Origin of the sequence: Pseudoalteromonas rubra (genome assembly GCF_001482385.1) — a bacterium.
GTDB lineage: Bacteria > Pseudomonadota > Gammaproteobacteria > Enterobacterales > Alteromonadaceae > Pseudoalteromonas > Pseudoalteromonas ardens.
On record NZ_CP013612.1, the window covers coordinates 571,041 to 594,193 of the forward strand.

A 23,153-nucleotide genomic window follows, 5' to 3' on the forward strand; every position below is an offset into this window, starting at 1 on the left:
TTCGTTTTAAACTTCTGTTCTGAACAAAAAATGGCCAATCGGGTGATTTCAGCGAACACTTGTAAGCTATTAATTATTTAGTAATTTTTTTAATAACCCAGATCTTTCAGTAAAAAAGCCGTTAAAAAATAGCATAGAGCAATTGATCTAAACGGAAATTTATGCCGTAATGTAACTATATCAATCTGGTCGGATGAGTTTATTATGAGTTTAAGAACACAACTAAGAAAAATATTGCCAAGCATTTCGGTGACTGAACAAGAGGCACTCGATGCGGGTGATGTATGGCTTGAAGGCTCAATCTATCGCGGGAAACCAGACTTTGACGCATTGCGTGCGGTGCCGGAAGCCAAATTAAACAGCGAAGAGCAAGCGTTTTTGGATGGGCCCGTACAAGAATTAATGGCGATGATCGATGATTCTGTGATCCAGAACGAGAAGCACTTGCCAGAGCATATTTTAGAATTTTTGAAAAAAGAACGCTTCTTCTCTTTGATTATCCCCAAAGAGTATGGTGGCAGAGAGTTTAGTCCGTATGCGAATTCAACCATTGTAGGCACCATAGCGACAAAATCGTCTGCGGTTGCGGTTACAGTCATGGTCCCAAACTCTTTGGGACCTGGTGAGTTACTCATGCACTATGGAACCAAAGAGCAGCAGGCGCATTACCTGCCAAGGCTTGCCAATGGAACCGACATTCCCTGTTTTGCCTTGACTAGTCCAGAAGCGGGTTCTGACGCAGGTGGCATTCCAGATCAGGGTATTGTCACTAAAGGTCAATACAATGGCGAAGAAGTGTTGGGTCTGGAAGTAACCTGGGACAAACGTTACATCACGCTTGCGCCTATCGCGACAGTATTAGGTTTGGCATTTAAAGTACTTGATCCGGAGGGCTTGCTTGGTGGCAAAGAGTCTTTGGGAATTACCTGTGCGTTGATCCCTAAATCGCACCCGGGTGTTGAGCTGGGCAACCGCCACGATCCTATGGGTATCCGCTTCTACAACGGTACTACTCGCGGCGAAAAAGTATTTATTCCAATGGATTTCATTATTGGCGGTCAGAAAAATATTGGTCGCGGGTGGCAGATGTTAGTTAGCTGTCTGGGTGCTGGGCGTGGTATTTCTTTGCCAGCGCTTGGCGTATCTACCAGTCAGGTTGCATTGAAGTCGGCGTCAGAGTACGCGGCGGTACGTGAGCAATTCGGGCTGGCAATCGGTCAGTTTGAGGGGATCCAGGAAAAGCTGGCCGACATCGCTGGCAAAACTTATCTTCAGGAAGCGATGCGTGTACTGACAACAGAAGGTCTTGGTATGGGTCTAAAACCGTCGGTTGTAACAGCAATTGCAAAATACCACATGACGGAAACTGGCCGGGATGTGTTGGATTCAGCCATGGATATTTTGGCCGGTAAGGCCATCCAGAACGGTCCGCAAAATACGCTGGCCAGCGGTTATGTTGCACAGCCAATCGCGATTACCGTAGAAGGAGCTAACATCCTTACTCGTAACCTGATGATTTTCGGTCAGGGGGTTATGCGTTGTCACCCTTATCTGCAATCAATGGTTGAGGCAATTCACAGCGAAGAAGCTGATGCTGATAAAACCTTTAATAAGATTTTGCGTAAGACAGTAGGGTATAGTGTTGCGAACAGTCTGCGCGCATTTAAACTGGGACTATTGCCATTTACTGCCAGCAGTAACTCAAGCTTGCCAGAAGTACAGGCCTACGAAAAAGCAGCACAGCGTTTGTCTGCTAAGCTGGCTGTGTATGCTGATTTCTCTTTGCTGGTTCTGGGTGGCAAGCTTAAGCAAGCTGAAATGTTATCTGCCCGTTTAGGTGATGTGATGAGTTATTTGTACGCTGCTATGGCTTCTATCAAGTATTACGAGCAGAAAGTGGCAGTGACAGACCGTGAAGCTGCGGCGCCTTATTTCCATTACGCAACACGCTATGCATTAGTTGAAGCCGAGCAGGCCTTACATAAGTTCCTGGATAACTTCCCGGCGCCTGGTACACGTAAATTCATGCGAGTGTTAACCATGCAGTTTGGTCACTCAATGCCACGAATTAACGATGATATGGTACGAGAGTTGGCAACGGCAGCGCAATTGGATACTTCATTTAAGGCTCAGTTAACGCATCTGGTTAAACCACAAGCTGGTGATGGCCACGATATTAATGAACAGGCTTATAAGGCTAAGATTGCTTGTCTTGATCTGTTAGGTAAAGTTAAGCGCGCACTTAAAAAGCGTGAGATTAAAGCCGGGGTTCGTTTTTACGAAACACTGGATAATGCACTGATTGCTAAGGTCATCAACGAAACGGAATATGCTCAGTTGATTGACTACAATCGTAAGCGAGAAAAAGCAATCCGGGTTGACGAATTTGATTTCGATCTTAACCTGCTGGATGAAGTCGGTTCGCTGAATGACGTAAAATCGGCAGTAAATCAATAAATTAAATTGTAAGTTAGTCTCTTTCAAGCCCCGTTCATTCGGGGCTTTTTTGTGACTGCGCAGCGGCACAGTGTCTGGGGAGAGTTGGGTGGACGTGTTACACTGTTTATGAAAGTTTATCGGTAAATGTCACTAGAATCTCAAGGAGCGCCATGTCAACCTCCGCACTTGTCTCGCATGTTATGACCATGCTTGTGGACACACAGCAAGCCCAGGCATTATGGAGTGGCTGTGGATACATTCACAAATTTACTTATCAGGGTGAGTTGCTCGTTGCGAAAGTGGCCACTGTACCAGCACAACTGGCGCACCGCCATATAACCCAGAGCCCCCATTCTTTGCGTCGGAAATATCAATCTTATGCGAAGGAATTGAACTTTTATCGACACACAGGGCAGCGTTATACCTCAGTTTGCACATTGCCTGAGGTTAAAGCGTTGGCACATCAGAACGAGGTTTTTATTCTGGTGCTCAGTGATTTTGAAACACAGGGATACCGCAATGTAAGTGCAGCTTCTCGCGTCCATCTTGACTACATGCTTACTTGGCTCGCACGCTTTCATGCGGTTGGACTTGTTGACCCTGATGTACTGACAGGGTATGCGCGGGGAAACTACTGGCATCTGGATACACGTCCGGATGAATTTGAGCGTATGGCTTCCGGTGAGCTTAAAAATAGTGCACAAGCAATCAACCAAAGGTTACTTGATTGTCCTTATCAAACTTTAATTCATGGCGATGCGAAACTAGCCAACTTCGCGTTTAGCTCAAAGCAGGCATTGGGTTATGACTTTCAGCATGTTGGTCTGGGAGTTGGCATAGCTGATGTAATGCTACTCTTGACCAGTATATATAGTGGCCGAGAACTCGAAACACAGGCACGGGCGTGTCTGGATAGTTATTTTGAGCAATTAGGCCGTGCTTTGTCCGTGAGCTGGTCGGCCGAGCGAATTGTCGAGCTAGAGAAAAGCTGGCGGGAGTTATGGCCCTATGTGTGGGCTGATTTCCAGCGTTTTTTAATGGGTTGGAAGCCTGATCATCAAAAACTGACCGCTTACATGTTTTCTCAGAGCGAATTATGTCTTGCGCAACTTGGTGAGGTGTGATGCTGAGTGCGTTAATAAGTGCAATCTGCTGGGCTTGTTTTGACTTTTTACGGAAGCAGCTGGCTCAGCAGGTCAGTGCACCTTTGATGTCTGTCATTTTCAGCTTGCTGGTATTGCCTGGCTACCTCATTTACTGGGGGGGCTTACAAGCGCCTTTGCCAGAAGCTGAGTATTTCGTTCCGGGCATGATAAGTGGTTTACTCGCGGCTATTGGGAGTGTGTGTTTTATTCGTGGCCTGGCAGTTGGCAAAATTGCTGTGATGTTGCCACTGCTTTGTGTAACGCCTGTCGTGTCTGGAGCGTTTGCCTGGATATGGCTAGGTGAGCCGCTCGCTGAGAGTCAGGTGCTGGCCTTAGGTGCTATTACTCTGGGCTCTTTCATACTGCAAGGTGGCAGGTTTGCGATCCGCGAGCCGGGCGCCGGGTATGTCCTGATAACAGCCTTGTGTTGGGGAATGTGCATCGTGTTCGACAAACAGGCCCTGCAATATGCTGCAGTAAGCTTTCATTTGATTTTTCTTACTGCTTCAGTGGCACTAATCAATGGGATGATTTTCAGGCCTAAGTTAAGCGCCTGTGTACTGTTGAAATATAAATGGCAATGGGCAGGAGCTGCATTGGTGTTTGCCTTCGCTGTGTTGTGTCAGCTGGTTGCTTTGCAACAGTTACAGCCAGGCGTAATGGAGGCAATTAAACGTGCAATCGGTATTACCAGTGCGGCATTACTTGGGGTGTACTTCTATAAGGAAACACTTAAACACTATCAATGGTTAAGTATCGCCGTCATTTTGATCGGCACTGTCTCTTTGTAATTGATACCAATTTCACTTAATACCTGTTCTATTTGAAGGAGCAAATATGACGCTAACTGTGTTAAAGCTTCTCATTTAGAACACCTAATTAAGCAAATAGGTATAAGGAGCAAGCTTGTTTGCTTGCTCCAGGAGCGACAACCTCATCCATGAGCGCTGCCTTATATTGATTTACTTACATTGTGCGCCTTTGCGCCACACGTTGCTGAAAATGTCAGGACGTGCACCTAGTGACCACCAGGTTGCCTGATATTCGTAGCCGCTGTACGATACTTTGTCACCAGTGCTATAGTAAGTGCTGGCATTCCAAGCTTCAACGCCACTACAGCCACCGCCATTACTGCCGTCTTTAACTACTACATCCATGCTCTTTGACGCGGTTTTGTTATTCGCGCCTTTGACCGTTAATGTAACGCTGTATGTACCTGCTTGTGCGTAAGTATGGCTTGGACTGGTTTGTGTGCTTGAGTTACCGTCTCCAAAGCTCCAGCTATAAGTACCTGCGCTTGACTTGTTGCTAAATTGAACGCTCAGGCCGTTTGGTGTTGCGCTGAAATCCGCGACCAGAACTGGCCCGCCACAACCAGTATTTACCAAGTAATCATAAGCTGCTTTTGCCTGTACGATACCGTGGCCATAGTAGTTGTCACGTCCAGCTGAGCCTTTGTCTTTTGCAGTCGCATTGAGTGCCGAGCGGATTTGGTCAGCACTACACTGAGGGAAGTTGCTCCAGACTAGCGCAGCTACGCCTGACACGTGTGGGGTCGCCATTGAAGTACCGCTGATGCTCTTGTAACCTTGGTCATTCCACGTTGAATTTACGCTCACACCTGGGCCTGCAATTTCTACCTGGCTGTTGTATTGTGAGAAAGAAGCAACGCGCTCTGAGCTGTCTACTGCTGCGACAGAGACAACCGCATCATACGATGCCGGATAGCTGAATGAGCTGTTTGAGCCGTTACCCGCAGCCGCAATATGTAGCATGCCGCGCTGTGCACTTGATGCGAAAGCATTTCGCTCAGCAGTTGAGCTGCCGCTGCCGCCCAAGCTCATGCTGGTAACATTTGCGCCAGCCGCTTCACACTGCTCAATTGCTTTGATCAGGTCTGAGCCATATGCCCATCGACCCTGGTCATTGAAGACCTTAACGATATGCAAACCAAGTTGACCTGATGGGTTAACGCCTACCACACCTTGTCCATTGCCACCAAGCGCAGCAATTGTACCTGCTACGTGCGTACCGTGGCCATTGCCGTCTTGATACCAGTTACCTGTGTTGTATGAACCGTGACCGTCGTTACCAGTAACTCCTGTGTTTGGCAGGTCTGGGTGGCCACGAGTATAACCTGTGTCCATGATACAGACCTTTTTGTTACCTGCACTGCTGTCACTTACCTGGTTTGCCTGAACCATAGTGATACCGTACGGAACCGACTCAGCAAGTGGTACCACAGAACCGGCAGTTACCTCTGGCAGATAGCGCTTCGGATCGACTTCAATTGAAGCAACGTTGCCACTTGCTTCAAGGGCTGACAATTGCTCTGGAGTCAGCTCCATAACAACGGCATTCACGCTTGGCAATGTTTCGATTGCTTCGACGTTGGCTTGTGTCGCGATGCTCGCAAGGCCTTGTGTTTTGAACTGAGCAAGTTCAGCATCAGACACGCGCATTGGGAGCGTGTTAGCTACTGCTGAATCTTTAACCGTGACGATGACTCGTTGTGTTTCAGACGCTTGTGCTGTACCGAGTGCCGCAGTGACACCTAATGCTAGCAAAGAGTATTTTACGCTTGTTAGAACTTTGGTTTTCATAAGTTTACCTATATTACATGTTGTTAACCCTTATAACTAAAACAGGGAATGCTAGCGCTGTCAATAATGAAAAAATAAGGAAAATTTTGCTGAGGAAATTTTATACTATTTATGGGGGTTTTGTGGATTGAAGTTTGTTGCAAATGCAACTTGTGGGGTATTTTATTTTTTTATATATAGAATAAAAAAATTAAAATTTTAATTGCTGATTCAGTGTCTTAATATTGTAACTTTGGCCACCTATGGTGAACTGTTTAAAGTCAATGTCATTCAAATCTGCACTATGGAGGGTGTGATATAAAGGTCTAAATTTTTCAGAGTAAGGCTTGAATATAGCAATTTTTTGCTCTCCAATAGCGCTAATCTTATGGTCGTGGAATTTTCTAATCTCTGTTAACAAGTAGCCTCCCAATAGCACGTGGCCACCCAGTGACACATCGATGACAGTTTCATGACCTAAATCCCAATTTATCCCCCCAATCTTAAGTTTTTCTCTGATATTGAGTTCGGATGCTGCACGTGCCGCGCCGCGCGCAATTGGATCATTTGCGCACCAGATTAAACGGGTATCTGGAAATCGCTGCAGTAGCCCAAATGCCAGCTCGTAGGCACTTTGCTCAGACCATTGCGCATCAACGCGTTCAACCAGGTTGACCCCATAAGTGCGATTAGTGTAGCTAAGCAAGCCTTGTTCGCGTTGGATTGCGGCATTTGTGGCGACATCACCCAATAAAGCAAGCATAACGCTACGCTTATTTGTTTGTTTTGTACTGCTGGGTAATGCGTCATGGAGTAGTTTGGCCAGTAGCCGGCCGGCCTGATAGTTGTCAGGCGTGACGGAACCAAGCACGCCTATGCCCTTGGCTGTAATGCGCTTTAGTGCCAGCTTATCCGGACTATTCAGCAAAAATGCGACGCGCTTATGCTCACCAGGTACGGTAAGCAGTGCGTCCGTAATAACGCCTTTTTCATCAACGAGAATAAGATAGTCAGTTTTGGCGTTGAGCGCATCCTGTACGAGTTTCTTCATATGAATATGGTTTCTATCGGCGTACAGCGTGGTGAGGTTGATATCCAGGTCTTGTGCCGCAGCTTCCATGACCTTTGTAACGTTTTGCCAGAATGCGCCAGTCGGGTTGGTGTGTTTATGGCCAGGATTGACGAAAGTCACGGTGATTGTTTGTGCAAAGGGGGCGGAAGCCACAAAAAGTAGCACAACAGACATAATTAACTTTTTCATTGTGCACCTCGATGTCAGAGCGACAGTTTGTTTGCCGCGCTTTTACTTATATACTAGCCCATTCTTGAATAAGGGGGAAAAATGAGGCTGTTGATACTCTTTCTTTTTTCTGCACTTTTTGTGCAGTCAGTAATGGCACAGCAAAGCCAGGATCTAAATCAGACGATGAAGAATATGGGGCATGCGTACAAACAGGCGATGGAAGCTCAACAAGCAGAAGAGGTCAACAAGCATCTCGAAACCATGTTGCGTTTGATCCAGCAGAGTAAGCAACACAGCTTTAAAGCTGATGTAAAGGTGGAATCATTACAAGGGCTGGATAAGGTGGCTGATGTTATCCGCTCAGCGCAAGGGTTGCTGGCCAAGGCGCAACTGCAACAAGCTAAAGATTTACTCAGGCAGATAGACGGGTTGCGCAAGGAATATCACGAATTGCATGAGCCGCCTGGGTTTTGGGAGCTTTTATTCGGAAAATAACTGCCATCAGGGTATACGCAGGGGGAAGTGCTAATGAGCACTCCCCCTGTGTATGTATTTAGATCTGCCAACTGACATCAAATTTCACGGTACGCTCGGCATGAAATGGTGCATCTTCATCTGCAGTTGTTCTGTGAAGACGATTGAAGAGGTTTAACACACCAGCACGCACTGTCCAGCTTTCGTCTAAGTACCAATTTAGGTTTAGATCGACAACCAGGCTTTTGTCCAGCTCGGCTTCACCTGACCCAGGCTGGTGTTTCGCCAGTTGATAGGTTAGCGCGGGTTTAAACTCGAACGACTCCCATGCATACTGACCGGATATACTCAGTTTGCGAGGCGCGATATCCGACAGGTGATCACCATCATCACTCTTTCCTTTTTGATGTGTGTATCCTAGTGTATACGACAGTGCGTCGTTTACGTCGATTTTAGTTAGTATTTCAGCCCCTGAAATGCTTGCCTGATCCAGGTTAAGATAGGTTCTGTCTCCCGACTCCAGTTTTACTCGTTCAATGTAGTCGTCCAGGCGAGTATGGAACAGGTTTAGCGTTGTCTTAACAGTTTTGTGATCATGGCGGTAAGTCAATTCGAATCCTTGGCTGGTTTCAGGGTTAAGTTGGGGGTTACCAATGGTATTACCTCTGGGGGTAATACCGTTAAAGTACAACTCTGTCAGTGTGGGAAAACGAAATGCGTTAGCATAATTCAGCGACACGCTGTGAGATTGCCATGTCCTGGTTACTCCCAGGCTATGACTGAGGTGGTTATCGGACTTGTTGACGCCGAAGTTGCTGGCAGTAAAGTGATCAAATCGTGCGCCAAAATCTACTCGCCAGTTTTGCTGATCCCAGATACCGTTAATAAACGCGGCAATGTTGTCTTGTTGACCATCTAACAAGGTGTTGACTGTCATCTCGTTAGTCGCCTTGATACTGGTTTCCTGATCGCTAATTGACACTCCCCGTCTGGCAGTCCAGTCGAGACCAGCTCGAACAGGCAACTCATGCCAGTTAAATTCGTGATATAAGTTCGCTCCGAGGGTATGAGATTGGTAGGCCGTGAGATTGTGCCGTTTGCCAATGCGAAGTACGTCGCTATCCCAGTTTTGATAGTGGTGGAATACATTGACCAGCCATTGATCTGATTTCACCGATACTTGTGCCAGGCTATGTAAATCCTCCGGGTACATAGCAACCTGGCTGTCAGGGTAGGCGACACTGTTCTTTCCAACGTTTTTGCTGACGGAGGGCAACCAGGACATATTCAGCTCAATCTCGTCTGTTATCGCATGGCGATACCGAAAGCTGGACGAAAATTGCTCGTAGCCATTATTAAGTTCGTCGCCGTTAGGTGCAAAACCACGCTCTTTTTTTCTGTATGCGAAGGCCAGGTTGTAGTTTTCTTCACCGGTAATAGCCAGAATACGACGGCCATTACCTGTGTCTTCAAAGCCCACCTCTAATGTATCTTGCTCGCCCTGTACTGAGTTCATTGAGATAACGCCGCCAATAGCCTCTGACCCATACAACATCGCCGCAGGGCCTTTTTGTACACTGGCCAGCTGTAGCAAGCCTGGATCAATAAAGGAGGCTGAGTTACCGGCTCGGCGGTCTGTCAGGAGGACAATACCATTGACCTCAGTTCTGACTCGCCAACGGCTCAGACCGCGAATACTGTAACTTTGATAGAGCCCACCCTGGCCATTAAGTGAAACTCCTGGGATTTGGACTACCCAATCTGCAATAGTGTTGCTTGCACCACGCAAATCGTCCTTGCTGACATGAGAAATGTTAATGTTTGTAAATGGCTCTGAGGCAAGTAAATTTTTACCACCTATTACTTCAATTGTTTCAATGGCGCTGCCTTGCGCTGCGATCGTAGATAAAAGTAAAACCTGGATCATGTACTGCTAACCCTAAATTGACTGCTTTGATTCGTTAAGAAATCATTCATATTTGATGAATTTCTGTTATTGTTACAACTAAATGTACCCTTAATTGATAACGGGGTTAAGCTAAATGCGGTGAAATGACATTGTTTGTAACTTTCGGCATTTGTGCTTAACTTTATTGACGTTTTTGGGTGTAAACGGTACAACGCTAGTCTGATGTATCTGTTTACTTACAATCAATTAAAACTATAACTACTCTTTAAAAGGGAAAAATATGAAACTCTTACATCCTGTGAGCCTGGCTGTTGCAATCGCACTGGGTGGTGCCAGCTATCTGGCGTATCAAAATGCGCAACCAAGTATCTATGAGCAAAAAGCGGATTATCTGGCTGCTAAAGCTGAGAAAAAAGCAAACTCTCCAAAACGTTACGACAAACCTAAAGAGGCACAAGAGTTTTATATTTCGCAGCGTTTGCCTAAAGGGGCTGAGACATTGCCTACTGAGAAATATTCTAAAGCGTTAGAGCACATCAAAACGATGAAGCGCTACTCTTTGGCTGAAAGCAGTGTTGTATTTGATTATGCGCCGCGTTTGAATTCTACAGACGGCGTGAATCGTGAATTGGGTGAATGGGAAGAGCTAGGACCTGGGAACATCGGTGGCCGTACCAGAACGCTTATTATCCATCCAACAGAGCATGACATCATGTACACCGCAGGTGTTGCCGGTGGTGTATGGAAAACGACGGATGCAGGTCAGTCATGGCAGCCACTTAGCGATTTGGCGACCAACCTCGCGGTAACTACGCTGACATTTGCGCCGAATGATCCAAATACTATCTATGCCGGAACGGGTGAAGGCTTCTTTAATGCTGATGCCATTCGTGGTGATGGTATCTTTAAATCAACTGACGGTGGTGCGACCTGGACTCAGCTAGAGTCAACCGCAGGCAACGAGTTATTCCAGTATACCAATAAGATTGTATTCAGTAAAAATGACCGTGCGACTTTGTATGCTGCAACTCGTGGTGGTATACAGCGTTCTAAAGACCGTGGTGCAAGCTGGGAAACTGTATTTGTGGCTGAAGCTGCCGCGGTCGGTTGTACAGATCTGACTGTGGTTGATGATGGCGACAAAGATGTGTTGGTGACTGCATGTGGTTCATTCAGAACTGGTGGTATGCACCGAAGCGCTGATGGTGGTAATAGCTGGTCTGCGGTACTAGAGTTGCCAACTCAGGGCCGTTCAACAATTGCAGTCGCGCCTTCTGACGAGAACATTATGTACGCTTTGCTAGCGAATGTTAATGATCATGGTATGGAAGCTGTTTACAAATCCGAAGATAAGGGTTTAACGTGGAATGCAACAGTAACGCGTGATGGAGCAGATGCGTACAGTAAATTACTGCTTAGTAATACGGTGTATGGTTTATTCCCTGAGTGTGGATATGGGCCAGAGCCTCAATTTTACAACCAGGGTTGGTACGATAATATCATCGCTGTAGATCCATCTAACCCAGACGTAGTCTGGACTGGTGGTATCGACCTGTTCCGTTCAGATGATGGCGGACAGTCGTTTGTACCAGCCAGTATCTGGTGGTATGACATGGAGGATCCTCTATACGCACACGCTGACCAACATACATTGGTATTCCACCCAGCATACGATGGCGTGAACAACACAACTATGTTTGTGGGTAACGATGGTGGTATTCAGCGTACCGACAATGCCCTGGATGGACGCTATGACCTTGCACAAATCTGTGGTGCGCAAGATGCGGCTGGCCCTGAAGGTAAAGTGAACTGGACAACGCTTAACAACGGTTATGCGGTAACGCAGTTTTACCATGGTACGGTAATGCCTGATGGCACTGCTTATTTTGGTGGTACTCAGGATAATGGTACTTTGCTTGGTAACGACGGAGGCTTCAACGAGTGGCGTGAGATCTCTGATGGTGACGGTGGTTGGACTGCGGTTGACCCGACAAATCCAGACGTGATGTTCTCAGAATATACCGGTCTGACTATCCAGAAATCGACGGATGGTGGTGCAACTTTCACTCAGGTTACTGAAGGCATAACTGGTGACGGCTTCCCATTCATTACACGTTTTGAAATGGCGCCTTCTAACCCACAGGTGCTGTGGATAGGTGGTAACCAACTTTGGCGTACAACCAATCAGGCTGAAAGCTGGACTGCAGGCAGCCCTGTGTTAGACAGTGCTGTATATGCAATTGGTATCGCACCGCAGGATGAAAACATCGTCGCTGCAGGTACACGAGAAGGTTACATCTACATCAACTACGCTGCAGGTGAAGCAGATGCAGAGCAAGCCTGGAATAGTTTCAAAATAGGTGAAGAAGAAGAGCGGGCAACTATCAGCGCCATCGCGTTCGACCCAACAGATGCCCAGATTGCATATGCAACAGTATCAACATTTGACCAAGCCCACGTGTGGAAAACCACAGATGGCGGTAAGAACTGGATGCCAATTGATAGAGATATTCCAAACGTACCTGCTACCTCTGTTGCTGTTGATCCAAACAACGCGCAGCGCGTTATCATCGGTACTGATTTAGGGGTATTTATCTCTATTGACGGTGGTGAAAACTGGTTCGCGGATGGTTCTGGTCTGGCTAACACCAACATCGCTAAAGTCACGTTCCACAACAACGAAGTGTTTGCTTTCACGCACGGACGCAGTGCTTATAAAGTTGCGCTGGCTAGCTTTGGTAATGCAGAGCTGAGCACACAAGAGGATACAGAGCTAAATGTTGCCTCTGCATTGGTAAGCCGTTTCACAGACACTGCGTTTACAATGGTTGAGATCACCGAGGCACCTGAGTCTGGTACCTTAATGTTGGAAGATGAATATCTCGACACAGGGTCTGTTGTAGAGGGAGACGACGTTGCTAAAGTTGTTTACATGCCTGGCGAAGATTTCAATGGCGAGGATAGCTTTACTGTAGCAGGTAAAACCGATGGTTCCGACACACCAGAAGAAGTGGAAGTTGATCTGGTTATTGAGGCTGTGAACGATGCACCTGTTTTTGAGGAGATTGAAGATGTCCACATGGTGCTTGGTGAAGAGTTTACTTTTGACTTCAATGAAAAGGTCGCGGATGTTGATAGTGAGTCAATTGCACTGACTATGGAGCAGCAATTTCCGGGACTAACATTCGAAAACGGTGTTCTATCCGGTATGCCAGAAGAAATGTTCAGCGGTGATGTAACACTTACTGCGTCTGATGGTGAAATGGAAACAACAACCAGCTTTGCGCTGAATATTACTGGTCAAATTCCGGTTATTGAGGAGCAGCAGAGATTTGAAGTATTCGAAAATACTCCTGTAGGTACAACCATTGGCCAGCTGGCGTTCAATGATGAATATGTGTCACCTCTGGTAGCATTCCATGTATATGGCGACGACTACTTCAGTATCGATGTAGAGGGTAATATCACCGTTGCTAGAGAGTTGGACTTCGAATATCAGGAACTCGTTGTACTTGGTGTTCAGGCGGAAGATACTTTCGGTAATTTGTCTAACCACACAACGGTTAATATTAAAATTAAAGACCTTCGTGGTAACGATGATGATAACGATGATGGTGATGCCGGTTCATTCTCATGGCTTGCATTACTGAGCTTGCCGTTGGCGATGCTTCGCAGAAGACGTAAATAAGCAAAGCTTGACGTGAAAAAAGGCGAGTCAGCATTAGCTGACTCGCCTTTTTTATTGCTATCAAGTGCCTTTATTTTGGGGTTATCGAATCAAAGTCCTGCACTTAAAGTTACTTTTTATAATAAATTGTTGATAGATTGAGCGAACGGTCTATAAAGCACTGGATATTCCAAACTAGGCTGATATAACTATCAATGGATTGAGAAACAGGAATTCGTCACGATGGACAAAACACAACAATTGGATAACGGCGTCATCGCTGAGCTACAAAACAAAGATCATTCAGAACAATTAAAGCAGCTGGACAACCTGAGCTGTACTCATGGCGATATTATTGAGCTATTGGCACAGTATCTCGCTTTGAGTGAACAAGACGATGATAGTCAATTTGACGCCTGGTATGACGCTCTCTGTCAGGACCAGCTAACGGTATTGAAGACATTTGAAATCTTTAGAGCCCACTACGAGCAGGCTCACTAGAAGTGGCGTGACCCGGGTGCATTTAATGCCCGAGGAAGCGTGCTGAATTAACGGATAGATAAATCGTACTTGGCAATCAGGCTCTCAATGTACTTGTAACGGATGGACATGGGTTTTTCATGGTCCATGTGATGACTCAGCGCACGGTTTAAGAGTTTGAGTGCGCCGAGTAATTCAGTTCTGTGTTCAGACGGGATATGTCCAGCAGTGCGCTCTTCGGTGAGTGCATCGACCAGTGTCCGGCCTAAGTCTATGTAAACAACTTCTTCAACCAGACCATTTTGGCTGATAACGCCGTACTTGCTACACAGGAATTGCTGCCAACTTTGCTGTACATGTTCTGGTAAGTCTTCATTAAAGCGGCAGTCCTGACTTATCAGCCCCTGTTGTGCGCACTTTGTGAGAGTTTGAATATACTTCTGCTGAAATAGCTCATAGGCGTGTGTTGATTGCTCAACCTGATGTTTGAGTAATAGTTGGCCCCATTGCTCAGCGCCTCTTGGGTAATACTCTGTGTGCTCAACGCACTCATAGAGACCAAGGTACGAGCTACACTTTATTTGATTTTCCAGACTGTAGCTGGCATTGGGGAAAATGCAGGTTTCCTGCCAATGAGCCAGCTGCTCAGCAGTGATCCGGAGCGTACTGCATAGCTCTTCGGCACTGAAAAAGTGTGTATTTAAATGGTGAGTCAGGCGCATAAATTAGATAACTGGTTTTATATACAGTGGTTTTATTCTGGCTGAAATGGTCAGGTTAGGCAAGCTGTTTTGTAAATTTTCTATTTTCCCCCTCGGATCTGAAGGGCATTTGTGATAAAACTTAGCGCCAAATAATGAATTAAATGATATCTGTATGCGCAACATTGAAACGATAAAAAAAGCCAGTTTAATTACTGCAATTAAAACTCCGTACGATTCACAAGGTGAGATTGACCTTGCGTGTTTTGACAAACTTGTAGCTGCTCAGATTGCCGCGGGCGTTGATGGAATTGTCGTTGGTGGCACTACTGGAGAAGGGCAGTTGATGAATTGGGAAGAGCATTTGATGCTGATTGCCCATAGTGTTAATAAATTCTCTGACAAGTTGGTGATCGTCGGTAACACCGGCAGTAATAATACGCGTGAAGCCGTTAAGGCAACCGAGTATGGCTTTGCTTCGGGTATGGATGCTGCACTACAGATCAACCCTTATTATGGTCGCACTTCTGAGGCGGGCCTGGCAGAACACTTTGCGCGTTTACTCGATATTGGCCCGGCGTTTATTTATAACGTTCCGGGGCGAACAGGGCAGGACCTGACTCCTGAGTTAATAGAACCGCTTGCTGATCATGCAAATTTTGTAGGCATGAAAGAGTGCGCAGGGCATGAACGGATCGCGTTTTACGAGCAAAAAGGCATTGCTTGTTGGTCGGGTAATGACGATCAGGCCCATGACAGCCGTCATCAGCACCAGTCACATGGTGTAATCTCTGTTACGTCAAACCTTGTGCCACAGCTGTTCCGTACATTGATTGATAGTCCAAATGAGGCACTAAACACTCAGTTACAGCCATTGATGAACTGGTTGTTTTGTGAACCTAACCCGATCGCTATCAATACTGCGCTAGCTATGACGGGCGCAGCGAAGCCTGTATTTCGCTTACCCTATGTGCCATTGAGTGAAGCCCAGCAAAAGCAAGGTATGGAATTGATCAATCAGATTGATACTGAAATGGTGATTGGCGGTAACGCAGACCTTATCAATCCTGTTGATGTGAAACTATATTAACCCCACACAGGTGACACTGAGCCTGTAAATAGCGTATAATCTGCGGCCCTTCATTATTGGTCGCAGGTTTTTATTATGAATTTTAAGTCTTTCAGTTTTCCCGATGCCTTGTTACAGGCGCTTGATGAATTAAATTTCCATACCCTGACACCAATACAACAAGCGGCTATTCCGGTTGTGCGTCGTGGTCATGACGTACTGGCTACTGCTCAAACCGGCACGGGTAAAACGGCGGCGTTTGCACTGCCTGTGATCCAGCGTTTGTTAGAAGGGGAGTCAGTCGGCTCTGCACGTGCCCTTATCCTCGCACCGACACGTGAATTGGCCGAGCAAATTGCCAACAACTGTCAGGCATTCTGTCAGTATACCCCGCTGACCGTTCAGGCAGTATATGGTGGTGTGAATATTGAAGGGCAGACACAACGTTTATCTCAAGGGGTTGATATCCTGGTTGCAACACCGGGGCGTTTATTGGATCTAATCCGTCTTGGTGCTGTGAGCCTGGCACAGGTTAAATATCTCGTATTGGATGAAGCAGACCGCATGCTGGATATGGGCTTTGTTGCGGACATGCAAAAAGTCATCGATATGGTGAGCGAAGACCGTCAGTTATTGCTTTTCTCTGCTACTTTCCCTACAGCTGTTAAACAATTCGCAAAACAAGTACTTCGCGAGCCTAAATTGGTACAGGCTGCGAAAGAAAACACCACGGCAGAAACGGTAAGACATGTTGTTTATCCAGTTGAGCAAAAACGTAAGCAAGAGCTGCTTTCGGAATTAATTGGTAAAAAAAACTGGCTGCAAGTGTTAGTTTTTGTCAACATGAAAGATGATGCTGATCAGCTTGTTAAAGAACTGGAGCTGGATGGTATCAGTGCCACTGTGTGTCACGGTGATAAAAGTCAGGGAGCACGTCGCCGGGCATTACGTGAGTTTAAGGAAGGGAAGGTAAGAGTCTTAGTGGCTACAGAAGTGGCTGCTCGTGGCATCGACATAGATGGACTGCCTCGCGTAATTAATTTTGATTTGCCATATCTGGCTGAAGACTATGTGCACCGCATTGGCCGTACTGGTCGGGCAGGAAACTCCGGCCAGGCGATCTCGTTTGTTGCACGAGAAGAAGAGCAGACTCTGATCCATATTGAAACTTTGATTGGACAAAAAATTCAGCGTTATTATCTGCCGGGTTACGAAGTGGCGAGTCGCGAAAATCTGATCGATAACCTTGCCAGGAAGCCGTCTCACCAACGTCGTAAAGCACGAACTAATCGCCCGAGCAATCAGGCTAGTGGTGAAGCGCGAGCTAAAAATCGCTCCAAAATCAGCAATGTGCGCCAGAGACTGAAAGGCGCTCAGCTAAAGTTACAGAAGTAACGTATGGAGTCAGGTCTGGTTAACAAGCCAGACCTGACGATGAATGCTTAACGATACATCCCTAATTCAGTCCCTTCTTTCTTACACACAGCCTCAATGGCAGGGTGTCTCGAAATACCACTTAAATAACGACCCAGGTGCTCGAACTGAAGTGGTGGTTTAGCCAGTTCGTCCGCCCAGATACAAAGCATAAATAAATAGCAGTCACAGACTGTGAATTGTTCACCAACCATATAGGTTTTGTCTGCCAGATGCCTGTCGATTAAAGTCAGCATATCCTGAACACGAGATTGCTGAGTTCTGACAATATCGTCGTACATCAGTGCACTTTGCGTGTGGCGTTCAGGGTAAAAATAGATCATCAGCTCAGCCTGTACTGTTGTGGTTAAGTACATCAGCCATTGATAAAACTCTGCTTTTTGTTTTGTTTCGGTAGGAATTAAATGACCTTCCGGATGTTTTTCACAGAGATAAAGGCAAATAGCGGCACTTTCAAACAATACAAACTCGTCATCAACCAATGTTGGGATCCGTCCGGTAGGGTTGAGTCGTAAATATTGCGCAGATCTTTGCACATTTTTTTTTCGGTCTACAAGTTCAAGCTGATACGGGACCTGGAGGGCTTCGAGAACAAAATGGGGTGCTAAACTCGCATTGCGTGGATAGTAGAACAGTGTATACATGGTTAGCCTTAAATAGTTTATGTCGTAGGTTTAAAACTCCTTTTCGGCGATTCCTATAGGACTGTAGGACAGCATCGACTATTAAACAAATAGAACCTTGCACATTCGCCAAAAAAAATGCCAGCTTGCGCTGGCATAAATTTGTTAGGGTTGATAATAAATCGGAGAGTTCGGTCCGACTGGTAAGCCAAAACCAAATACCCAGATATAGAAAAGTGCAACCCACCCGATAAAGAAACACATACTGTAAGGCAGCATAGTCGCGACCAGAGTACCTATTCCCATATCCTTTTTATATTTAGTAGCAACGGCCAGTATCAAACCAAAATAGCTCATCATTGGTGTGATCAGATTTGTTACTGAGTCGCCAATACGGTAGGCGGCCTGGATAGTTTCAGGTGCATAGCCAACTAACATAAGCATTGGCACGAAGATTGGTGCTGTTACTGCCCATTGTGCTGAAGAAGACCCTAAGCTTAGGTTAACAACGGCACACATCAAAATAAACAGTACAAAGACTTCCGGGCCAGTGAGGTTGAGTGCTTGTAGCATAGCAGCGCCATTAATGGCCAAAATAGTACCTAAGTTCGTCCACTTAAAGAAAGCAACAAACTGAGCAGCAAAGAAGACGAGTACAATGTACATACCCATTGAGCTCATGCTTTTACTCATGGCATCTATTACGTCGCGATCGTTGCGCATGGTTCCGACAACTCGCCCGTAGACAAAACCTGGGATTGCAAACGTTACGAAAATAAATACCACGATGCCTTTTAAGAAAGGCGATCCAGCGACAGCTCCTGTTTCCGGGTGACGCAGAATGCCATTTTCCGGCACTATGGTTAACGCGAGTAAGGCAGATACAACCAGCAAAGCGACACCTGCCCATTTGAGGCCAGATTTTTCCGTTGCAGTCAGATGTTCGATATTATTGCTGGACAAATCAATGCTGGCTTCATCCGGATTGTATTTGCCAAGGCGTGGTTCAACAATTGCTTCTGTAACCCAGGTACCGACGATGGCAATCAGGAATACAGAGATCATCATGAAATACCAGTTTGCCTCTGGGCCCACCTGATAGGTAGGGTCAATCATCTGTGCAGCAGGAGTTGTGATCCCCGCTAGCAGTGGATCTATGGTACCTAACAGCAAGTTTGCACTGTAACCACCTGACACTCCGGCAAATGCGGCTGCTAGACCGGCTAGCGGGTGGCGACCAAGGCTGTGGAAGATCATAGCGGCAAGTGGGATTAAAACAACATAACCCAGCTCTGATGCAGTATTGGAAAGAATGGCTGCAAACACGACCATGAAAGTCACTAAACGTTTAGATGCGCCCATTACCATGCCACGCATAGCAGCAGAAAGCATACCTGAGTGTTCTGCAACACTCACACCTAGTAGTGCAACCAGTACCGTGCCTAAAGGTGCAAAACCGGTAAAGTTGGTAACGAGCCCGGTGACGATACGCTGTAGACCTTCGGCACTCATCAGGCTAACGACTTCAATCACCCCGTCAGGTGCTCTTCCCTTTGCTCCTTCGGGGCGAGGGTCTATGGCACTGAGACCCATCCAGTCGGCGATGCCACTGAAAATAACAATGGCGACACAGAACATGGCAAACAGGGTGATAGGGTGGGGTAACATGTTACCCAGGAACTCAACCGTTGCTAAAAAGCGGTTAAACAGGCCGCCTTGTTTTAGCTGTGGGTTGGATTGATCAGCTGACGTCTCTACAGCCTTCGACATAGCAAATTTCTCAATTATAAAAAATGCCGTTACTCTACCACCAATCGGTCATTTGTTTTATAGCTTCGCGTTAATTTTGAAAAATTCTGAGACAAAATGAGTAAAACAGCCATCTGTACCGACTAATGCAGGTTACTCTTTAGCCTCATTAGCCATTTGATAGATAAAGTTAAGTTTGTTGATAAAGTCTTCTTTGTTCTTTTCGTGTTGGTAATCGAGGTGATAGGTATTGTGGAAACCAAACCTGAGCAGTAGCGCACTGCCTTCTAAATATATTGTGTAACCGTCCGGGTCTGAGTATGCCCGGATCCCTTCGAACAACTTGCCATTCTCATCGGCATCGCCGTGTTGTTGGATGTATTCGTAAACGGCCAGGATCTGGCGACTGTCTAAATCATTTTTCATTTTACGCTCCTGTTGTTTGCATTTGCTTGCAACTCTACTCAAACGTCGTTTGACCGACCGGTTAGTATGAAGTCAACCGAACTAGTTCCACTCTAACTTAAGCTGTGGCAGGATCAATGCCTCAGCTGATATTTTGGAGTAGTTTTGCATTTACATTTTTTAGGGACCTCGTCAGGTAGCCCGAGCCAGAGCAGAAATGTCTCTGCAACAGGCGTCAGTTTTGATAAAACCAAGTCCTGGTTGCTGGTGGATTGTGGTGAAGCTACTCAGCACCAACTTTTAAAGTCGACCTTGTCTCCTTATCACTTGAGTGTGATTTGTATTAGTCACCTCCATGGCGACCATTGTTACGGCCTGCCCGGGTTACTGGCATCGATGGCCATGTCTGGCAGAGTTGAGCCTGTCTGTCTGATTGCACCGCAGGCTGTTATTCAGTTTGTCATGTCTACACTGGCGCTTACCCAGGTCACGCTGCCATTTGATTTAAATACGATGGCAATAGAGCAAAGTGATCAGTCTATTTGTCTTGGCTTTTGCAATATTGAAATCATTCCCCTTAAGCACCGGGTGCCGAGCTTTGGCTTTAAGATTAAGGAAACTCTGATCCCTCGAAAACTTCGGGTCAAACAATTGCAGCTTGAAGGGGTTGCGAGTGGCGCACATTATAACTTGCTCCAAAAAGGGGAGGATGTGATTTATAAAGGCCGTCATTTGTCAGCTGCTTCGTATGCGTTTCCTAGTTGGCGTCCAAGAGTCGTGATTATTTGTGGTGACAATGAAAAGCCGGCTTTATTATCAGGTTATTGCGGCGACATCGATATGCTGGTTCACGAGGCAACATTTACTCACCCAGATCTTATGAAAGTTGGCACACACACCGGCCACAGTGATGCTAAGCGTGTTGCTTTGTTTGCACAACAACACAATATACCGGCTTTGACGCTTACCCATTTTAGTGTTCGTTATCATGGTGAAGGGATGCTCGATAGCGTAGAGCATGAAGCCAGAACACATTATCAGGGGACTCTGCGTCTGGCTGGTGACTTTTTGGTTGTGACTATGCCAAAGAATTTACTTTCTGAGTGAGCAAAATAGTCCCCAGTCTTGTTCTACCTGACTGGCATAGAGATTTGCGGCGTTGACTAGCTCGGTTTTGGCCACGGGTAAAATATCAGCGACGACTTGCTGAAACATCAGTGATCGACGATCGCCACGCATGTGTGCGTAAGCAAGTGCTGTAGCGCAGGCTTCAGCATATTGACTTAAGCCGCTTCTCTGTGCGGCGCGTTTGCCAAGCACAATATGCTCGGGGTCAATGCCAACGCGTGCATGATGGCGAGAGCGTACCAGCCAGTGAGTGCCTTGCCACAGGGCATCATCCAAAACCAGGTCAGGCCGACGTTGCATCTTGCGCTGGCAATTGACGGTCAGGTGAGCATGGTTTAGCCGGTTGGTCGGGCTTAGGTCGGTGTAATAGTGCAATGGAGCTGCAAGTTGTTGCTGTTTGACTTCAACAATGTGATACAGCTCTGCAGATGAACAAAATTTAGGGCCAACCAGCAGGTAATAACGTTTTAGGTTGTTTGAACCTGTTCCTGCATCCAGGCGTTCAACGCAGTCGATGATCTCATCGTCGACATAAGGCCTGAAATATTCGATTAATGTAGTGCGAAAATCTTCATGTAGCCGTGAGAACTTTTCATCATCTTCCTTAAATCTGAGCGGGGGATTGTTTAGATCGACCTCTTTCGCCAGGCTGCTTTTGAGATTGAAGGCGGCGCCTCCAACCAGGCGCTGTAAGCCCTTTTGCCAGCGTTTATGTAAAATGTGCTCCTGACTGAACTGAGTAAGAGCGCTTTGGTTATTGTTTTCTCCGCGCAAAGACGCTTCACAAGTGGCCACATAGCTGTCAATGAAAGTGTGCTGGGCCTGAAGCACTTGTGCTTTATCTGCCAGGGGTTTTTGTCTGAGCTTTATATCTTCGCTGCTGCTTTGGATCAGGACACCTTCTTGCTGCGCCAGAGGCAAGCTGACCAAAAATCGAAACAAGTCCCAAACCGCATGACCAACACAGGCGTCATCAAAGTCGTTAGGTGAAAAAACCAAAGTCTCACCATGTGAGCCTTCTTCGCTTAAGAAGCCGAAGTTGCTGGCGTGACAATCTCCCAGTACGTTGGTAAGGGGAAGCTCAAATAGTGAGTGGGGCAGTGTAATGACGTCATTTGCCATATCCCGATACATCAAAGGAGCACTGCCGCGGAAAAAGCGAAATGCGCTGGCCGCCATTTTGCTGTGCTTGGGTAACGCCATGTTGGGGTGAGTCCCGTCATGCTGGTCAAAGTACTGACCGAGTACATCTGCTCTTTCCATTAGTCCTTCCTCTTGTGGTTAATGCCTAAATGCGCTTTTGCTAGCCTGACCACATTCGGGTCCACCGGTGGGGGAGTCGTATCGATTCCCTCACTAAGCGTTTTTACCAGCGTTTTCAATACTTCTACCCGGGTATACCATTTATGCTCACCGAGTACCAGGTGCCAGGGAGCTTGTTGGGTGTCGGTTTGAGCAAACATGTCATCTATAGCCTGCTCATAATCGTTACGCCTGTTGCGATTGCGAATATCTTCTTCCGTTAGTTTCCAGCGCTTATAAGGGTTATTGAGGCGCTCTTCAAAGCGTTTTAGCTGTTCTTCGGCGCTGATATGCAAGAACAGCTTAACGACTTTTACTTTGTCGTCATCGAGCAGGCGCTCAAATTCATTAATTTCCTGATAAGCGCGCTGCCATTCACCCTGCGTGGCAAACGCTTCAATGCGTTCAACTAACACCCGGCCATAGTAGGAGCGATCCAAAATAGTCAGTGTACCTGCTTTAGGGAGTTTGTTGTAGAAACGATAGAGATAATGTCTGCTCTGCTCTTCTGGTTTTGGTGCGCTAATGGGGAATACCTGATAACCTCTTGGGTCGAGTCGTTCAGTAATACGGCGAATTGCACCGCCTTTACCGGCCGCATCCCAGCCTTCGAAGACAATCAACGCGCGGCGATCCTGATGATAATAGGCTTGTTGTACGTGTAGCAGCTCATTTTGCCAGTACTTCAGTGCTCTTCGATACGCTTTTTTGTCATCCAATGCCGGATGTTCCATCGGGGCTTTGACCGACATCTGGCGATTTAGTAGTACACTTAACTTAGGTTCAATATTCACAGCTGCACC

18 protein-coding genes are annotated in these 23,153 nt (G+C 46.5%); 9 read left to right on the top strand and 9 right to left on the bottom strand.

Features of this window, described 5'->3' with window-relative positions:
* Positions 1 to 204: 204 nt before the first annotated feature.
* The 3 genes from AT705_RS21620 (at position 205) to AT705_RS21630 (ending at position 4,375) form a co-directional block, all read left to right on the top strand.
* Positions 205 to 2,457, top strand: coding sequence for an acyl-CoA dehydrogenase (locus tag AT705_RS21620; protein ID WP_058798419.1), 2,253 nt, complete (start codon positions 205 to 207; stop codon positions 2,455 to 2,457).
* 152 nt (positions 2,458 to 2,609) lie between these two features.
* On the top strand, positions 2,610 to 3,563 hold the full coding sequence (locus AT705_RS21625; protein WP_058798420.1) for a phosphotransferase: 954 nt from the start codon (positions 2,610 to 2,612) through the stop codon (positions 3,561 to 3,563).
* A complete protein-coding gene (locus AT705_RS21630) occupies positions 3,563 to 4,375 on the top strand; it encodes a DMT family transporter (RefSeq protein WP_058798421.1) in 813 nt (270 codons plus the stop codon). Before AT705_RS21625 ends, AT705_RS21630 begins: the two co-directional genes overlap by 1 nt.
* A gap of 171 nt (positions 4,376 to 4,546) precedes the next feature.
* Here AT705_RS21630 and AT705_RS21635 read toward each other — a convergent pair whose 3' ends face one another.
* Together AT705_RS21635 and AT705_RS21640 are read right to left on the bottom strand one after the other, a co-directional pair.
* Positions 4,547 to 6,187 (bottom strand): S8 family serine peptidase, encoded by a 1,641-nt coding sequence (locus AT705_RS21635; protein ID WP_058798422.1) that lies wholly within the window; start codon positions 6,185 to 6,187, stop codon positions 4,547 to 4,549.
* 190 nt (positions 6,188 to 6,377) lie between these two features.
* Complete coding sequence (locus AT705_RS21640) at positions 6,378 to 7,427, bottom strand: ABC transporter substrate-binding protein (RefSeq protein ID WP_058798423.1); 1,050 nt, start codon at positions 7,425 to 7,427, stop codon at positions 6,378 to 6,380.
* Positions 7,428 to 7,508: 81 nt separating this feature from the next.
* Here AT705_RS21640 and AT705_RS21645 point away from each other — a divergent pair, with 81 nt between their 5' ends.
* Positions 7,509 to 7,904, top strand: a complete 396-nt coding sequence (locus tag AT705_RS21645; protein WP_058798424.1) for a cytochrome b562 — start codon at positions 7,509 to 7,511, stop codon at positions 7,902 to 7,904.
* A 58-nt stretch (positions 7,905 to 7,962) separates the two neighbouring features.
* Here the strand turns inward: AT705_RS21645 and AT705_RS21650 are convergent, their stop codons facing one another.
* Positions 7,963 to 9,810 carry a TonB-dependent receptor gene (locus tag AT705_RS21650; protein WP_058798425.1) on the bottom strand — a complete coding sequence of 616 codons (1,848 nt, stop codon included), beginning with the start codon at positions 9,808 to 9,810 and terminating at the stop codon, positions 7,963 to 7,965.
* Between the two features lie 262 nt (positions 9,811 to 10,072).
* Here AT705_RS21650 and AT705_RS21655 point away from each other — a divergent pair, with 262 nt between their 5' ends.
* The gene (locus AT705_RS21655; RefSeq protein WP_058798426.1) at positions 10,073 to 13,480 is read left to right on the top strand and encodes a rhombosortase-dependent cadherin domain-containing protein; all 3,408 of its coding nucleotides are present in this window, start codon (positions 10,073 to 10,075) and stop codon (positions 13,478 to 13,480) included.
* Between the two features lie 222 nt (positions 13,481 to 13,702).
* Positions 13,703 to 13,960: a hypothetical protein gene (locus AT705_RS21660; protein ID WP_010381100.1), complete on the top strand. Its 258-nt coding sequence runs from the start codon at positions 13,703 to 13,705 to the stop codon at positions 13,958 to 13,960.
* A gap of 47 nt (positions 13,961 to 14,007) precedes the next feature.
* On the opposite strand, the gene AT705_RS21665 is transcribed toward AT705_RS21660, so the two are convergent.
* Entirely contained in the window at positions 14,008 to 14,661 is a 654-nt protein-coding gene (locus AT705_RS21665; protein ID WP_058798427.1) for a DUF6058 family natural product biosynthesis protein, read from the bottom strand.
* Between the two features lie 154 nt (positions 14,662 to 14,815).
* Here AT705_RS21665 and dapA point away from each other — a divergent pair, with 154 nt between their 5' ends.
* Together dapA and AT705_RS21675 are read left to right on the top strand one after the other, a co-directional pair.
* A complete protein-coding gene (gene dapA, locus AT705_RS21670) occupies positions 14,816 to 15,730 on the top strand; it encodes a 4-hydroxy-tetrahydrodipicolinate synthase (RefSeq protein WP_058798428.1) in 915 nt (304 codons plus the stop codon).
* A gap of 75 nt (positions 15,731 to 15,805) precedes the next feature.
* On the top strand, positions 15,806 to 17,104 hold the full coding sequence (locus AT705_RS21675; protein ID WP_058798429.1) for a DEAD/DEAH box helicase: 1,299 nt from the start codon (positions 15,806 to 15,808) through the stop codon (positions 17,102 to 17,104).
* A 47-nt stretch (positions 17,105 to 17,151) separates the two neighbouring features.
* Here AT705_RS21675 and AT705_RS21680 read toward each other — a convergent pair whose 3' ends face one another.
* From AT705_RS21680 to AT705_RS21690, 3 genes are all read right to left on the bottom strand, one after another.
* A complete protein-coding gene (locus tag AT705_RS21680; RefSeq protein ID WP_058798430.1) occupies positions 17,152 to 17,787 on the bottom strand; it encodes a glutathione S-transferase family protein in 636 nt (211 codons plus the stop codon).
* Positions 17,788 to 17,931: 144 nt separating this feature from the next.
* Positions 17,932 to 19,536, bottom strand: a complete 1,605-nt coding sequence (locus AT705_RS21685) for an AbgT family transporter (protein WP_049864910.1) — start codon at positions 19,534 to 19,536, stop codon at positions 17,932 to 17,934.
* 132 nt (positions 19,537 to 19,668) lie between these two features.
* Positions 19,669 to 19,941, bottom strand: a complete 273-nt coding sequence (locus tag AT705_RS21690) for a DUF3081 domain-containing protein (RefSeq protein ID WP_058798431.1) — start codon at positions 19,939 to 19,941, stop codon at positions 19,669 to 19,671.
* A 144-nt stretch (positions 19,942 to 20,085) separates the two neighbouring features.
* Here AT705_RS21690 and AT705_RS21695 point away from each other — a divergent pair, with 144 nt between their 5' ends.
* A complete protein-coding gene (locus AT705_RS21695; RefSeq protein WP_058798432.1) occupies positions 20,086 to 21,027 on the top strand; it encodes a ribonuclease Z in 942 nt (313 codons plus the stop codon).
* Here AT705_RS21695 and AT705_RS21700 read toward each other — a convergent pair.
* On the bottom strand, positions 21,013 to 22,311 hold the full coding sequence (locus AT705_RS21700; RefSeq protein WP_058798433.1) for a DUF2252 family protein: 1,299 nt from the start codon (positions 22,309 to 22,311) through the stop codon (positions 21,013 to 21,015). The genes AT705_RS21695 and AT705_RS21700 overlap by 15 nt on opposite strands.
* Positions 22,311 to 23,102: a polyphosphate kinase 2 family protein gene (locus AT705_RS21705; RefSeq protein WP_058798925.1), complete on the bottom strand. Its 792-nt coding sequence runs from the start codon at positions 23,100 to 23,102 to the stop codon at positions 22,311 to 22,313. The genes AT705_RS21700 and AT705_RS21705 overlap by 1 nt, the downstream gene beginning before the upstream one ends.
* Positions 23,103 to 23,153: the final 51 nt, after the last annotated feature.

What these genes read in the sequence shown, in the direction of transcription:
- AT705_RS21620 (WP_058798419.1), top strand. Translation starts at nt 205, where the DNA reads ATGAGTTTAAGAACACAACTAAGAAAAATATTGCCAAGCATTTCGGTG.
- AT705_RS21625 (WP_058798420.1), top strand. Translation starts at nt 2,610, where the DNA reads ATGTCAACCTCCGCACTTGTCTCGCATGTTATGACCATGCTTGTGGAC.
- AT705_RS21630 (WP_058798421.1), top strand. Translation starts at nt 3,563, where the DNA reads ATGCTGAGTGCGTTAATAAGTGCAATCTGCTGGGCTTGTTTTGACTTT.
- AT705_RS21635 (WP_058798422.1), bottom strand. Translation starts at nt 6,187, where the DNA reads ATGAAAACCAAAGTTCTAACAAGCGTAAAATACTCTTTGCTAGCATTA.
- AT705_RS21640 (WP_058798423.1), bottom strand. Translation starts at nt 7,427, where the DNA reads ATGAAAAAGTTAATTATGTCTGTTGTGCTACTTTTTGTGGCTTCCGCC.
- AT705_RS21645 (WP_058798424.1), top strand. Translation starts at nt 7,509, where the DNA reads ATGAGGCTGTTGATACTCTTTCTTTTTTCTGCACTTTTTGTGCAGTCA.
- AT705_RS21650 (WP_058798425.1), bottom strand. Translation starts at nt 9,810, where the DNA reads ATGATCCAGGTTTTACTTTTATCTACGATCGCAGCGCAAGGCAGCGCC.
- AT705_RS21655 (WP_058798426.1), top strand. Translation starts at nt 10,073, where the DNA reads ATGAAACTCTTACATCCTGTGAGCCTGGCTGTTGCAATCGCACTGGGT.
- AT705_RS21660 (WP_010381100.1), top strand. Translation starts at nt 13,703, where the DNA reads ATGGACAAAACACAACAATTGGATAACGGCGTCATCGCTGAGCTACAA.
- AT705_RS21665 (WP_058798427.1), bottom strand. Translation starts at nt 14,661, where the DNA reads ATGCGCCTGACTCACCATTTAAATACACACTTTTTCAGTGCCGAAGAG.
- dapA (WP_058798428.1), top strand. Translation starts at nt 14,816, where the DNA reads ATGCGCAACATTGAAACGATAAAAAAAGCCAGTTTAATTACTGCAATT.
- AT705_RS21675 (WP_058798429.1), top strand. Translation starts at nt 15,806, where the DNA reads ATGAATTTTAAGTCTTTCAGTTTTCCCGATGCCTTGTTACAGGCGCTT.
- AT705_RS21680 (WP_058798430.1), bottom strand. Translation starts at nt 17,787, where the DNA reads ATGTATACACTGTTCTACTATCCACGCAATGCGAGTTTAGCACCCCAT.
- AT705_RS21685 (WP_049864910.1), bottom strand. Translation starts at nt 19,536, where the DNA reads ATGTCGAAGGCTGTAGAGACGTCAGCTGATCAATCCAACCCACAGCTA.
- AT705_RS21690 (WP_058798431.1), bottom strand. Translation starts at nt 19,941, where the DNA reads ATGAAAAATGATTTAGACAGTCGCCAGATCCTGGCCGTTTACGAATAC.
- AT705_RS21700 (WP_058798433.1), bottom strand. Translation starts at nt 22,311, where the DNA reads ATGGAAAGAGCAGATGTACTCGGTCAGTACTTTGACCAGCATGACGGG.
- AT705_RS21705 (WP_058798925.1), bottom strand. Translation starts at nt 23,102, where the DNA reads ATGTCGGTCAAAGCCCCGATGGAACATCCGGCATTGGATGACAAAAAA.